This window comes from Gordonia neofelifaecis NRRL B-59395, from assembly GCF_000192435.1.
Taxonomy (GTDB): domain Bacteria; phylum Actinomycetota; class Actinomycetes; order Mycobacteriales; family Mycobacteriaceae; genus Gordonia; species Gordonia neofelifaecis.
On the sequence record NZ_AEUD01000009.1, the window covers coordinates 122,117 to 136,566 of the forward strand.

Sequence of the window (14,450 nt, forward strand, 5' to 3'; positions counted from 1 at the left end):
ACGAGAAGGATATGAAACGTGCCGCGCTGGCATTGCTTGCCTTCCTCGGCGTCGCGTGCATCGTCGCGGCCATCGCCATCCCCACCTACCTGGTGCCGAAGCTGAAGGTGGTGCCGCTCGACCTCGACATCACGTCAGTCGCGAGCACCGTCTCGGCCGACGGCGACGCGGGCGACCGCTTCCCCGCCACCATCTTCGACCGATGCTCGCTCACCAAGTCCAAGGCGGCGACGCTCGACGCCAATCTGACGCAGCAGCGCCGGTCGGTCATCGTCGATCCGTCCGACAAGAATCAGGCGACGCTCCAGTCCGGCCAGACCGTCCAGATCGACCGCGTGCGTGATTCCTCCGGTAAGGAGCGCGACCTCACGATGGCGTCCAGCGACGCCGATCGCAAGTGCGACGACGCGCTGCTCAACGCCACCGTCGACCGCGTGTCGGTCAATCGTGAGACCTCGGCGCCGAACGGCAACGTCAGCGAACTCCAGGTGGAGCCGATCCCCGAGGGCGGAACAGTTGAAGAGGCCTCGGTGAAGCTGGAGGACCGCAAGGGCTTCCAGTACAAGTTCGGCTTCGACGTGCAGAAGCGCGATTACTACTACTACGACACCACCACGCGGCAGGACGCGACCGCGAAGTTCGTCGAAGAGAAGACGATCGACGGTGTCAAGACGTATCACTTCGTCGCCGACGTGCCCGAGACCGACCTCTCGAACCTCCCCGATCCGCAGGGCGACGCCTCGCTCGGCACCATGCTCGACATGCCCGCCAAGTGGTGGGGCATCAAGGGCCGGGGTGTGAAGCCGAACGACGTCATCACGATGCACCGCTACGCCAAGGCCACGCGCAACGTGTACGTCGAGCCGACCACCGGCACGATCATCTACGGCGAAGAGGATCAGGAGCAGTACTTCAAGTCGCCCGACGACAGCGCGGACTCGCCCGCGGCCGTCCGCGACTTCCGGATGGATGCACTGAAGGGCCGCTTCAAGTGGTCGGACGCGACCGTCTCGCAGCAGGCCGATCGTGCGCAGGGATACCTGAACCAGCTCCGCTGGGGCGGCACCATCGTGCCCATCATCCTCGGCGTCCTCGGCGTCCTGCTGCTGCTCGCCTGGGCGCTGCTCGTCTGGTTCGGCCGGAAGCGCGGCGGCGAGCCCACCGACGACGGCCTCGCCGGAGAGCCGACCCCGGACGGCGACGGCGGTTCCGAGGCGGCGACCCCCGAGGAGCAGACCACGGTGATCCCGGGACCGGTCGCCGCGCCCTACGGGCAGTACGCGGCGGATGACACCACGGTGCTGCCGGCTACCCCGGACGAGTCGTCGACGCAGGCCATTCCCGCCTACGATCCGCTCACGTCACCGATGGACACCTCACAGACGGAGGCCTTCAGCGCCCCGGCCGACGGCTTCGGGCCGATTCCGCAGTCGGACGAGCAGCCGTCCGGGTACCCGTACCCGTACGCCGATCCGACCCGCCCGATGCCCGACGTCGAGCAGTATCGGCAGGACCCCGACGACGAGGAGCACCCCGGCCGTCACGAGCGCTGACGATCGGCGCTGGCCCGCCGGTTGAGCCGTCCGGAGCGCAGCGAAGGACGAGTCGAAACCCCGCGACACGGGCCGGATCACAGCTGAGACCCAGCTCGTGCGACATCGGTTTCGACTCGCTCCGCTCGCTCAACCAACGGGGGGGAGACGCCCCCGCTCAACCAACGGAGGCGACCACCCCACCCCACCCCACGCTGGTTGAGCCGTCCGGAGCGCAGCGAAGGACGAGTCGAAACCCCGCGACACGGGCCGGGTCGCAGCCGAGACCCAGCCCGCGCCACCCAGGTTTCGACTCGCTCCGCTCGCTCAACCAACGGAAGGGGACGCCCCCGGCTCAACGAGCGGAAGGGGACGACTCCACCCCGCTCAACCAACGGGGGACCAACCAGCGGAAGGGCAGACCCCGTCAGCCGGTCGTGCGCGACCGTCGTGCGACGGCGCGGCCCGCGGCGCGGCCGGAGAAGATGCAGCCGCCGAGGAAGGTTCCCTCGAGCGCGTTGTATCCGTGCACGCCACCGCCGCCGAAGCCGGCGACCTCACCCGCGGCGTACAGGCCGTCGAAGGCACTGCCGTCGGGGCGCATCACCTGGGAGTCGAGGTTGGTCTCCAGCCCGCCGAGCGTCTTGCGGGTGAGGATGTTGAGCCGCACGGCGATCAGCGGACCGTGTTCGGGGTCGAGCAGCCGGTGCGGCTTCGCGACGCGGACCACCTTGTCTCCCAGATAGTTCCGCGCATTGTGGACCGCCATCATCTGGGCGTCCTTGCTGTAGGCGTTGTCCACCTGCGAATCGCGCGCGGAGATCAACCGCTCCAGCGTCTGCAGGTCGACGTGACCGCCGCGGCCGATCTCGTTCATCCCGGCGACCAGATCGGCGAGGTTGTCGCGCACCACGAAGTCGACGCCATGCTTCGTGAACGCCTCCACCGGCCCCGGCATCCCCTTGGCCAGCCTGCTCTTGGCCGCGGTCTTCAGAGACTTCTCGGTGATGTCGGGGTTCTGCTCTGAGCCGGAGAGCGCGAACTCCTTCTCGATGATCGACTTCGTGAGCACGAACCACGAGTAGTCGTAGCCGGTGTCGAGGATCGCCTTCATCGTGGCGTTGGTGTCGAAGCCGGGAAAGTTGGGCGCGGGCAGCCGATTGCCGTTCGCGTCGAGCCACAGCGACGACGGCCCGGGGATGATGCGGATGGCGTGGTCGGACCAGATCGGATTCCAGTTCTGGATGCCCTCGGTGTAGTGCCACATCCGGTCGCGGTTCACGATGTTGCCGCCCGCGGCCTCGGTGATCCCGAGCATCCGGCCGTCGACGTAGTCCGGCACACCGGCGATCATGAACTCCGGAGCGGGCCCGAGGCGCTCCGTGGGCCAGTTCTCGCGCACCAGATCGTGGTTGTGCCCGATTCCGCCCGAGGTCACGACGACTGCGCCGGCGCGAAGCTCGAAGTCCTTGACCTCCGTTCGCGAGGTCGGCACACCGCGCTCGGCGTCGGTCGGCTCCAGGACCCGGCCGCGCACGCCGACGACCGTCCCGTCCTCCACGACCAGCTCATCGACGCGGCGGCGGAAGGCGAATGTGACGAGCCCGCGCTTCTCCGCTTCGAGCACCGGCTCGGCGAAGATCCGGACCACCTCCGGTCCGGTCCCCCAGGTGAGGTGGAATCGCGGCACCGAGTTGCCGTGACCGTCGGCGAACCCGCCACCGCGCTCGGCCCAGCCGACCACCGGCGTGAACCGAAGTCCGAGGTCGTGCAGGTACTGCCGCTTGATGGTCGACGCGAACTCGACGTAGGCGCGCGCCCACTGACGCGGCCAGTAGTCCTCGTCGTCGCGGTCGAATCCCGCCGACCCCATCCAGTCCTGCAGCGCGAGCTCCGGCGAGTCCTTGACGCCGAGCCGCCGCTGCTCCGGACTGTCGACGAGGAAGAGACCACCGAGCGACCAGAACGCCTGACCGCCGAGGTTCTGCCGGTTCTCCTGATCGACGACGATCACTGTGCGTCCCGCCTGGGTCAGCTCATAGGTGGCGACCAGTCCCGCCAGTCCCGAGCCCACAACGATGGCGTCCGCCGCCTGCGCTTGCTCCGACACCCCGACCAACCTCTCCGCGAAGTCCTGTGGCCCATCGCACAGGGCCGTCGGCTCCGACACTACCCGTGCGTACCCCGGCCGCAGAGGTGGCGGAAGTCCCGCCGCCGAATCGTGGATCGACGTGCTCGGCCAACTCCCAGCGACGACGACGGCGCCGCCCGATACTTGAGACGCAACCAACGAACCATCTCAGGAGGCACCGTGACCGCATCCACCGCGACCGCCCACCCGACCGCCGCGACTCCCGTCACCTGGTCGTCGATGGCACGCGGCGTACTCGGCCTGCTGCGCGACGTCCCCCTGCTGGCCCGCCAGCGACCGTCGTTGATCCACGTCAACGAGCATCGCAAGTGGAGCGTGGGCAAGGCGTTCGCCGACGCGGCCGCTCGGCATCCAGACAGTCTGTTCCTCCGCACCGGACAAGTGGTGCACAGCTACGGCGAGTGCAATCGACGGGCCAACCGCTGGGCCGCAGTCCTGGCCGCGCACGGCGTGCGCCGTGGCGACGTGGTCGCGGTGATGGCGCACAACAGCCCCGAATGCGTGATCGCGATGCTGGCGATCGTGAAGCTCGGCGCGGTGACCGGGATGGTGAACTACAACCAGCCCGGCGACGCCCTGAACCACAGCTTCGGCGTGCTCGTCGACGCGAATCGCGACGGCGCGCCGCTGGTGGTGATCCACGACGACGAGTGCGGCGAACTCCTGGCCGGCCTGGGCGACGTCGAGACCGAGCCGATCGGACTGGCGGCGATGGACGCCGAGGGTGCCGCGCTCACCGCGGCCGACCCGACCGCCGAAGCGAACCCGGCCGCCGCCGACGAGGTCCGTGCGAGCGATCCCGCGTACTACATCTTCACCTCTGGGACCACCGGCTGGCCCAAGGCGAGCGTGATGAGCCACGGACGTTGGCAGGTGGCGATGAACGGCTTCTCGATGGGTCTGCGCCTGCGGCCCGACGACGTGCTGTTCGTGACGCTGCCCTTCTATCACAACAACGCGCTGACGGTGTGTGTCGCGACAGCGGTCGCGGCGGGGGCGTGTCTGGCGGTGAGCCCGAAGTTCTCGGCCAGCAGATTCTGGGACGAGGCGATCGAGAACGAGGCGACGGCGTTCTGCTACATCGGCGAACTGTGCCGCTACCTGCTCGCCCAGCCCCCGAAGCCCACCGACCGCGCGCACTCCATCCGGCTCGCGGCGGGCAACGGGCTGCGTCCGGAGATCTGGGACGAGTTCGTCGACCGCTTCGGAATCGAACGGATCGTCGAGTTCTACGCGGCCAGCGAGTCGAACATCGGCTTCGTCAACATCCTCGATCAGCGGAAGACCGTCGGCTTCTGTCCGCTGCCGTACGTCGTGGTGGCGGCCGACGAGGATTCCGGCCTGCCGATTCGCGGAGCCGACGGCCGCGTCACGAGGGTCGAGAAGGGCCGCCCCGGGCTGCTTCTCGGCAAGATCAGCCCGCTCGCCCGGATCGACGGCTACACCGACCCTGCCGCGACCGAGAAGAAGATCGTCCGCGACGCGTTCAAGGACGGGGACTCGTACTTCAACACCGGCGACCTGGTCACCGAACTCGGGTTCCGGCACATCGCCTTCGTCGACCGGCTCGGCGACACCTTCCGGTGGAAGGGCGAGAATGTGGCGACCACCGAGGTGGAGGCCACCCTCAATGGGGCGCCGGGGATCGTCGAATCGGTGGTCTACGGCGTCCGGGTGCCGGGCGCCGACGGTCGTGCGGGGATGGCCGCGATCGTCGTCGAGGACGGGTTCGACGCCGCCGCACTCGCGGCGGAACTGCGCGCACGACTGCCGCACTACGCCGTCCCGCTGTATCTGCGGGTGGTTTCGGAGCTGGCGCGGACGTCGACCTTCAAGAACCAGCGAGTGGCCCTGCGAGAGGAGGGCTACGGCGACGTCGGTCAGGATCCGGTGTACGAGTTGACCGACGACGGCTACGTCCCGATGGCCTGATCCGGACCCGACCCGCACAGCGGATCTCGGTTTACCGATTTGTGACCTGACCGCCGCAAACAGGTTCCAAAACGGCCACGACCAGCAGGAAATCCCCCGCTTGCCTTTGCGGCGGCGGCCCGAGTCCGTTAATCTCACCACTCGTGCGGGGGTAGCGCGGGTCGATCGGCCCGCGGTACATCGGGCCGATCGGCCCGCGGGTCGCGATCAGGCTCCGCCTGCGTCCGGCCCGATGACTGGACCAGTCGCGCCCCGCGACCGAACACACGAAGGATTCATATGCGTAAGAGCGTTGGCAAGCGCTTGACGATCGCGGTCGCCGCACTGGCGACCCTCGTCGGCACCGCAGTCACCGTCACGCCGCAGGCTCAGGCCGCAGGCACCACCGAGTACGTCTACTCGAACGCGATGCACCGCAATGTGCCGGTTCGCATCGTCGACGGCGGCGGCAGTGGCCCCAAGCCGACGCTCTACCTGCTCGACGGCCTGCGCGCCCCGAACAACACCAGCGGATGGCTGCAGAACACCCGCGTCGACAGCTGGATGGTCGGCAAGGGCACCAACGTCGCGATCCCGTTCGGCGGCGGCGGCAGCTTCTACACGGACTGGGAGCAGCGCGACCCGAAGCTCGGCGTCAACAAGTGGGAGACCTTCCTGACGCGTGAGCTGCCCGCGTACATGAAGAAGCGCCACAACAGCGACAACCGCCGCAACGGCATCGCCGGTCTGTCGATGTCGGGCACCGCGGCCCTGAACCTGGCGTCGCGTCACCCGAACTTCTACAAGGCCGTCGCGTCGTACAGCGGCTACCCGACCGTCACCATGCCGGGCTTCACCCAGGGCATCCAGGCCTCGGTGGCCGAGATGGGCGGCAACCCCAACAACATGTGGGGCTTCTACCCCGCCGGTGAGTGGTTCGCCAACGATCCGTTCCTGTCGGCGGGCAACCTCGCCGGCCACTACGTGTACGTCTCGTCGGGCACCGGCGTCGGCAGCAAGTACGACTCGAGCCTGACCCCGGGCAGCGCCAACTTCAACCCGATGAAGTTCGCGCAGATGGTGCCGCTCGAGGTCGCCGCATCGACCAGCTCGCAGCTGTACATCGCACGCATGGCCACTGTGCCCGGCGTCCGCCTCACCACCCACATCAGCCCCGACGGCGCGCACTGGTGGGACTACTGGCAGGACCGCTTCAAGCAGTCGTGGGCGACCACCTTCCGCCCGGCGTTCTTCTGATCGCCTGACCGCAGACTTCGAAGGCCGGCACCCCGTTCGGGTGCCGGCCTTCGGCGTTCTGCGAATGCGAGTCTCCGCGGCGCACCTGGCTTCTCGTCCGAAAGATGTCCGATCGTCGGGCTAGGCTGAGATCGTGCCAACGCCTCAGACAATCCTCACTCGTAAGACCTCGGCGGCCGTCTTCCTCGTCCTGACGATCAACGACGGCGGCGAGGACGCGGTTCGTGACGCCCTGGGCGAGCTCCCCGGGCTGGTCACGGCGGTCGGGTCGCGGGCGCCGGAGGCGGCGCTGACCGCGGTCGCCGGAATCGGCTCGGCTGCGTGGGATCGGCTCTACTCCGGGCCGCGGCCGGCGTCACTGCGGCCGTTCACCGAGCTCGTCGGCGCGGTCCACACCGCGCCCGCGACGCCCGGCGACCTCCTGCTCCACATCAAGGCCGACCGGGCAGACCTGTGCTTCGAGGTCGGGCACCGCTGGACGGCGCTGCTGGGCGGCTCCGTCACCACCGTCGACGAGGTGCACGGCTTCCGCTACTTCGACCTCCGCGACATCATCGGATTCGTCGACGGCACCGAGAACCCGACCGGGCAGGACGCGATCGACACCATCACGGTCGGCGACGAGGACCCCGACTTCGTGGGCGGCAGTTACGTCGTGGTGCAGCGCTACGTCACCGACCTCGGGGCATGGGACGCGTTGAAGGTCGAAGACCAGGAGAACGCCATCGGCCGCACCAAGCTCGAGAACATCGAGATGGACGACGCAACGAAGCCGATCAACTCACACATCGCGCTCAACGTCGTCACCGACGACGACGGCGAGGAGATCGATGTGGTGCGCGACAACATGCCGTACGGCGACATCTCGGGCAGCGGCGAGAAGGGCACGTTCTACATCGCCTACTCGAGCGCCCCGGACGTCAGCGAAGAGATGCTCCGCCACATGTTCATCGGCGAACCCGAAGGCAACTACGACCGCCTGCTCGACTTCACGACGGCGGTCACCGGCGCGCAGTTCTTCGCGCCGACCGCCGACTTCCTCCAGGATCCGCCCGCTGCTCCCGAACCCGGGTCCGCAGATTCGCCTGCCCCCGAAGCCGCGCCCGGCGACGGCTCCCTGGGCATCGGATCACTCAGATAACTTCTCGGCACGACGACCGCACGACATCACGAGTTAGGAATCGAAGATGAACAACCTGCACCGCGAACTCGCTCCGATCTCCTCCGCCGCCTGGGCGGAGATCGAAGAGGAGGCCTCACGCTCGTTCAAGCGGAACATCGCGGGTCGGCGGCTCGTCGACGTGAAGGGACCGCTCGGCCTCGACACCGACTCCGTCACCCGCGGGCACCGCACCAAGATCGACTCGCCGTCCGACGGCATTCAGGCGTTCCTCCGACACACGCAGCCGCTCGTCGAGTTGAAGGTGCCGTTCACCGTGACCCGCGAGGCGATCGACAACGTCGACCGCGGTGCCTCCGATTCCGACTGGGACCCCGTGGTCCGCGCGGCGCGCGAGCTGGCGCTGGCCGAGGACCGCGCGATCTTCGAGGGCTACCAGGCCGCCCAGATCACCGGTATCGCACGCGAGTCGGGGGTCAACTCAATCGCCCTGCCCGACGACGTGCGCGACTACCCCGAGGCCATCAGCCAGGCGATCAGCAAGTTGCGGCTCGCCTCCGTCGACGGCCCGTACTCCCTCGCCCTCTCCGCCGATCACTACACGCAGGTCAATGAGACGTCCGACCACGGCAACCCGGTGCGCGACCATCTGCGCCGCATCCTCGTCGACGGCGAGATCGTCTGGGCGCCTGCCGTCTCAAGCGGGGTTCTGCTGAGCACCCGGGGCGGCGACTTCGAGTTGTCGATCGGCCAGGACGTGTCGATCGGCTACGACTCGCACGACGCCGACTCGGTGAACCTCTACTTCTTCGAGTCCTTCACCTACCTCACGTACACGCCCGAAGCCGCGGTAGTGCTGACCTAGTGTCAGCCGACGGACGACGGGCGGCCGCCCGCCCCTGACCGGCGTTGTTTCGGCGTCGGTCAGGCGGCGGTGAGGCGGGCAGGTAGGCCTCGTCGCGGGAGTCCTCGGCGTCATCTGAACGATCGAGCAGCGCTCCCCCCGCTCCGGGCGGAGGTTCGCCGCCGAATCTCCGTCGCGCGTGTCACACCCCGCACGTAATGTGGACACGTGCTCACACGCCTACTGCGGACATACGTCCTCCGTTACCGCGGTGCCGTCGCCGCGGTGGTCTGCCTCCAGCTGGTGGCGACCGCCGCGATGCTGTACCTGCCCACACTCAACGCGGACATCATCGACATCGGTGTCGCGAACGGCGACACTGGCTACATCCTGTCCACCGGTGGCTGGATGCTGCTGGTCTCGTTCGCGCAGATCATCTGCTCTGTCGCCGCGATGTACTTCGGCGCGCAGGCCGCTCTCGGCGGCGGGCGTGACATCCGGCACGACCTACTGCACCGGGTCAACGACTTCTCGACGCGCGAGGTGGGCGAGTTCGGCGCGCCGTCGCTGATCACCCGGACCACCAACGACGTCCAACAGGTTCAGCTGCTCGCGGTGATGGCGATGTCGATCCTCGTCACCGCGCCGATCATGGGCATCGGCGGCATCGTGATGGGTGTGCGCGTCGCGGCGCCGATCTCGTGGGTGCTGGTGATCGCGGTGCCGATTCTGGGCCTGGTGATGGGCCTGATCATCTCCCGCATGATCCCGGGATTCCGCGCGATGCAGACTCGCATCGATCACGTGAACCGCATCATGCGGGAGCAGGTGACCGGCATCCGCGTGGTGCGGGCATTCGTCCGAGAACGCCATGAGGCCGAGCGTTTCGGCAAGGCGAACGACGATCTGGCCGAGTCGTCGCTCCGCGTCGGCCGGATGATGGCGCTGATGTTCCCGGCCGTCATGCTGATCACCAACCTGACGCTCGTGGCCGTGCTCTGGTTCGGCTCGCACGCCGTCGACGACGGGTCGGTGGAGATCGGCGCGCTCACGGCGATGATCAGCTATGTCATGCAGATCATGATGTCGGTCATGATGGCGTCGTTCCTAGCGATGATGGCTCCTCGCGCAGGCGTCTGCGCCGACCGCATCTGCGAGGTCCTCGACACCGAGACGACCGTGACCGCGCCGGCTAATCCGCAGCCGATCGTCGGCGATCCCGCGGTCCTCACGCTCGACGACGTCGAGTTCCGCTACCCCGGCGCCGACGAGCCGGTGCTCAGCGGGATCTCGTTCGAGACCGCTCCCGGCACCACCACGGCGATCGTCGGATCCACCGGCTCGGGCAAGACCACCCTGATCAATCTGCTGCCCCGCATGCTCGACGTGACCGGCGGCTCGATCAAGATCGGCGACATCGACCTGCGCGATGCCGACCCCGATCTGCTCCGACAGCACTACGGACTGGTGCCGCAGCGTCCCTACCTGTTCTCGGGAACCATCGCCAGCAACCTGCGCCACGGCGATCCCGACGCCACCGAAGAGCAGATGTGGGAGGCGCTGACCATCGCCCAGGCGGCAGACTTCGTCCGAGCGATGCCGGACGGCCTGCAGACACCGATCGCCCAGGGCGGCACCACCGTGTCCGGCGGGCAACGTCAGCGCCTGGCGATCGCCCGGGCCCTGATCCGCAAACCGTCGGTGTACCTGTTCGACGACTCGTTCTCCGCACTCGATCTGACGACCGACTCCCGGCTGCGCGAGGCGCTGGTCCCGGCCACGCGCGATGCCGCGATGGTCGTCGTCGCACAGCGCATCTCCACCATCACCTCGGCCGATCAGATCGTGGTCCTCGACCGCGGCACCGTCGTCGGGCTCGGGACGCACTCCGATCTTCTGGAGTCGTGTCCGACCTACGCGGAGATCGCCGAATCCCAACTCTCGATCGGAGCAGGCGCATGACGCGCGGCGGACCTCCCGGAGCCGCTCCCACGCTGGAGAAGGCGAAGTCGTTCAAGCCGTCGCTGAAGCGACTCGTCGCCCAACTGGGCGACCATCGCGGGAAGATGACGGTGGTCGTCGGATCGATCGTCGGCTCCGTGGCCCTCACCGCATACGCGCCCCGCGTTCTCGGCGACGCGACCGACGAGCTGTTCGCCGGCGTCGTCGGTGCCCGCCTGCCGTCGGGGATCACCAAGGAGCAGGCCGTCGAAGGGCTGCGAGCGAAGGGCGACGGCACCTACGCCGACATGGTCTCGTCGATGAACGTGATCCCCGGCCAGGGCGTCGACTTCGGTGCGGTCGGACGGATCCTGGCGACCGTGCTGATCCTGTACGTGGCCTCGGCAGTCCTCGGCTGGCTCGGCGCATACCTGCTCAACAAGGTCGTCGTCGGCACCGTGACGAAACTCCGCGGTCAGGTCGAGGACAAGATCCACCGTCTGCCGCTGTCGTTCTACGACGCATCGGCACGCGGCGACCTGCTCAGCCGTGTCACCAACGACCTGGACAATCTGTCGCAGTCACTGCAGCAGACGATCAGCCAGCTGCTGAACTCGCTGCTGATGGTCGTCGCGATCCTGATCATGATGCTCACCATCTCGCCGCTGCTCTCGCTGATCGCGCTGGCGACGGTCCCGATCGCGGCGATCGCGACGGCGATGATCGCCAAACGATCGAAACCCCATTTCATCAGCCAGTGGACCTCCACCGGTGCGCTCAACGCCCAGATCGAAGAGGCTTTCACCGGACACGAGCTGGTGACCGCGTTCGGTCGTCGTGCCGAGGTCCAGACCGAGTTCGACGACCGCAACGAGAAGCTGTTCTCGTCGTCGTGGCGGGCTCAGTTCATCTCCGGCATCGTGATGCCGACGATCATGTTCCTGGGCAACCTCAACTACGTCGCAGTGGCGGTCGTCGGCGGTCTGCGGGTCGCGTCGGGTCAGCTCAGTCTGGGCGAGGTGCAGGCGTTCATTCAGTACTCACGCCAGTTCACGCAGCCGCTCACTCAGATCGGCTCGATGTTCAACCTCATGCAGAGCGGTGTCGCCTCCGCCGAGCGGATCTTCGACGTGCTCGACGAGGACGAGGAGCAGCCCGACCCGGCCTCCCCGAAGAAGCCCGCGGTCGACAGGGGCCACATCGTCTTCGACGACGTCTCGTTCCGCTACACCGAGGACCGCCCGCTGATCGAGAATCTGTCGCTCGAGGCCGAGCCGGGCGACATGATCGCCATCGTCGGCCCCACCGGTGCAGGTAAGACGACGCTCGTGAACCTGATCATGCGGTTCTACGAGCTGGACGAGGGCGCGATCTTCGTCGACGGCGTCGACGCGTCCGAGATGACGCGGGACGACCTGCGCGAACGCACCGGGATGGTGCTCCAGGACTCCTGGCTGTTCGGCGGGACCATCTACGAGAACATCGCCTACGGCGACCCGACCGCGAGTCGCGAGGACGTGATGGAGGCGGCCTGGATCAGCCACGTCGACCACTTCGTCCGCACCCTCCCCGAGGGCTACGACACGATCATCGACGACGAGGGCGGCGGCGTCAGCGCCGGCGAGCGACAGCTCATCACGATCGCCCGCGCCTTCCTAGCGAAGCCGACGATCCTGATCCTCGACGAGGCGACCAGCTCGGTCGACACCCGCACCGAGCTGCTGATCGGCAAGGCGATGGCGAATCTCCGCAAGGACCGCACCAGTTTCGTGATCGCCCACCGCCTCTCGACGATCCGCAATGCGGATCTCATCGTCGTGATGGAGGACGGGCACATCGTCGAGCAGGGCGACCACGACACCCTCCTGGAACGTCGGGGCGCCTACTTCCGCCTCTACAACGCGCAGTTCTCGGCGCCGATCGAGGATGTCGACGCGCCGGTGTGATTCCCGGCAGCCAGGCGGTCGAGTATCCGCAGGCGCGCAGCGCCGCGGCGTCATCGAGACCCCGCACGCTGTCTCGACACGCTCGCTCACTCCGTTCGCGGGCTGCTCGACCAACCTGGGGGCGGCTCACAGCTCTTGCGTGACGGGAGCCGGACCCTCCTTACAGACGACGCCCCGTGTCTCCCATTGACCTGAGCGTCCCCGTGGCCGCGGCTCGTGGCCTATTGTCCAGCAAGTGCCGTCACGGGGACGCTACGGACAACCACGCCGCGCGGCTCACAACGTCCCTGGGAACTACACCCAGCTCAGGGATTCAGCCCTCACCCGTCCCGCAGCTTCCTCGCCGCGCTCGTGGCCAGGGTGTCGGCGATCTCGTTGTACTTGTCGCCCGCATGGCCCTTCACCCAGCGCCACTCCACAGTGTGGACGTCTTCGGCGGCGATCAGGTCCTGCCACAGGTCGGCGTTCTTGACGGGCTGCTTGCTCGCGGTCTTCCAGCCGTTGCGCTGCCAGCCCGCGACCCACTTCGTGATGCCGTTCCGCACGTAGCTGGAGTCGGTGTAGAGGATCACCGTCGACGGTCGCGTCAACGCCCGGAGCGCCTCGATGGCCGCCGTGAGCTCCATCCGATTGTTGGTGGTGTCGGCCTCGCTGCCGGAGATCTCCTTCTCCACGTCCCCGTATCGGAGAACCGCACCCCAGCCGCCGGGACCCGGGTTTCCCAGGCACGCACCATCAGTCGAGATCTCCACTACCTTCGAAGTGGTTCCGGCGTCGCTCATGACGTCCAACGCTACCGGGTGAGGAGATATCCATGACCGCTGGCCGCGTCGTCTTGATCCGCGCGGTGAACGTCGGAGGCGCGAAGCTCCCGATGGCACGACTGCGCGAGATCGCCGCAGAGCTCGGCGCCGCCGACGTCAGCACCTACATCGCGTCGGGCAACCTGCTGTGCACACCGCCGGACGATCCGGACGCCTTCGATCGTGCCCTCGAGCAGGCGATCTCCGACGAGTTCGGGTACTTCCGGGAGGTCATCAGCCGGACACCGGCCGAACTGTCCCAGGCCCTGACCGACTATCCGTTCGGCGAGGCGCCGAGCGGCCACATCTACTTCCTGACCGGCGAGCCGAGCGCCGAAGCCGCATCCGATTTCTGTTCACGAGACTTCGGGAACGGTGAGAGACTTCAGGTGATCGGGCGCGACCTGCACATCGACTATCCGGCGGGCGCCGGGACCACCAAGATCACGGCGGCAGGAATTGCGAAGGGTCTCGGGGTCACCGGGACCGGACGCAATCTTCGGACCACCGCGAAACTCATCGAATTGGCCGAGTGAGGAGTCGACACCGCGATGACCGACAACGACCCCGCCTCGTCCACCCCGCCGCCGAAGCCGACTCCGCCCGACGAGGTTCCACCCGGTGCCGCCGATGCGCGGTTCACCCTCGCTGCCGAACGCACCATGCTGGCCTGGCTGCGGACAGCGCTCGGCCTGATCGCGGCAGGCGTGGCCGTCATCCACGTGGTCGGTGACTTCAACGCGAGCGGTGCACGCATATCCCTCGGGGTGGCCCTCGTCGTTCTCGGATCGGCGACGGCCCTGATCGGCGCCTGGCGCTGGCAGAAGGTGACTCACATCCTGGAGAACGGCGGCAAGATGCCCGGGCCCGCCGCGGTCTGGGCGGTCACCATCGCCATGGTCGTGCTCGCTGTCGGGTTCGTCGTCTTCGGCTGAGCAGGCGGA

Annotated in this window: 11 protein-coding genes; 9 read left to right on the forward strand and 2 right to left on the reverse strand. The window is 67.7% G+C overall.

The window, feature by feature from the left end; genetic code table 11:
• Positions 1 to 11: 11 nt before the first annotated feature.
• The gene (gene pgfA / locus SCNU_RS11685; protein WP_009679584.1) at positions 12 to 1,553 is read left to right on the forward strand and encodes a cell envelope lipid trafficking protein PgfA; all 1,542 of its coding nucleotides are present in this window, start codon (positions 12 to 14) and stop codon (positions 1,551 to 1,553) included.
• A 406-nt stretch (positions 1,554 to 1,959) separates the two neighbouring features.
• On the opposite strand, the gene SCNU_RS11690 is transcribed toward pgfA, so the two are convergent.
• Positions 1,960 to 3,642: an FAD-binding dehydrogenase gene (locus SCNU_RS11690; protein ID WP_009679585.1), complete on the reverse strand. Its 1,683-nt coding sequence runs from the start codon at positions 3,640 to 3,642 to the stop codon at positions 1,960 to 1,962.
• Between the two features lie 201 nt (positions 3,643 to 3,843).
• On the opposite strand from SCNU_RS11690, the gene SCNU_RS11695 reads away from it, so the two are divergent.
• The 6 genes from SCNU_RS11695 (at position 3,844) to SCNU_RS11720 (ending at position 12,703) form a co-directional block, all read left to right on the forward strand.
• A complete protein-coding gene (locus SCNU_RS11695; protein WP_009679586.1) occupies positions 3,844 to 5,616 on the forward strand; it encodes a long-chain-acyl-CoA synthetase in 1,773 nt (590 codons plus the stop codon).
• A 279-nt stretch (positions 5,617 to 5,895) separates the two neighbouring features.
• Positions 5,896 to 6,852: an alpha/beta hydrolase gene (locus tag SCNU_RS11700; RefSeq protein ID WP_009679587.1), complete on the forward strand. Its 957-nt coding sequence runs from the start codon at positions 5,896 to 5,898 to the stop codon at positions 6,850 to 6,852.
• 133 nt (positions 6,853 to 6,985) lie between these two features.
• Entirely contained in the window at positions 6,986 to 7,993 is a 1,008-nt protein-coding gene (locus tag SCNU_RS11705) for a Dyp-type peroxidase (protein ID WP_009679588.1), read from the forward strand.
• Positions 7,994 to 8,039: 46 nt separating this feature from the next.
• The gene (locus tag SCNU_RS11710; protein ID WP_009679589.1) at positions 8,040 to 8,837 is read left to right on the forward strand and encodes a family 1 encapsulin nanocompartment shell protein; all 798 of its coding nucleotides are present in this window, start codon (positions 8,040 to 8,042) and stop codon (positions 8,835 to 8,837) included.
• A gap of 207 nt (positions 8,838 to 9,044) precedes the next feature.
• Positions 9,045 to 10,778: an ABC transporter ATP-binding protein gene (locus tag SCNU_RS11715; protein WP_009679590.1), complete on the forward strand. Its 1,734-nt coding sequence runs from the start codon at positions 9,045 to 9,047 to the stop codon at positions 10,776 to 10,778.
• Entirely contained in the window at positions 10,775 to 12,703 is a 1,929-nt protein-coding gene (locus SCNU_RS11720) for an ABC transporter ATP-binding protein (protein WP_009679591.1), read from the forward strand. The genes SCNU_RS11715 and SCNU_RS11720 overlap by 4 nt, the downstream gene beginning before the upstream one ends.
• A 320-nt stretch (positions 12,704 to 13,023) precedes the next feature.
• Here the strand turns inward: SCNU_RS11720 and rnhA are convergent, their stop codons facing one another.
• Positions 13,024 to 13,485, reverse strand: coding sequence for a ribonuclease HI (gene rnhA / locus SCNU_RS11725; RefSeq protein ID WP_040518268.1), 462 nt, complete (start codon positions 13,483 to 13,485; stop codon positions 13,024 to 13,026).
• A gap of 32 nt (positions 13,486 to 13,517) precedes the next feature.
• Between rnhA and SCNU_RS11730 the strand changes: the two genes are divergently transcribed.
• Together SCNU_RS11730 and SCNU_RS11735 are read left to right on the forward strand one after the other, a co-directional pair.
• Entirely contained in the window at positions 13,518 to 14,042 is a 525-nt protein-coding gene (locus SCNU_RS11730; RefSeq protein WP_009679593.1) for a DUF1697 domain-containing protein, read from the forward strand.
• 15 nt (positions 14,043 to 14,057) lie between these two features.
• Entirely contained in the window at positions 14,058 to 14,441 is a 384-nt protein-coding gene (locus tag SCNU_RS11735) for a YidH family protein (RefSeq protein ID WP_009679594.1), read from the forward strand.
• Positions 14,442 to 14,450 lie beyond the last annotated feature (9 nt).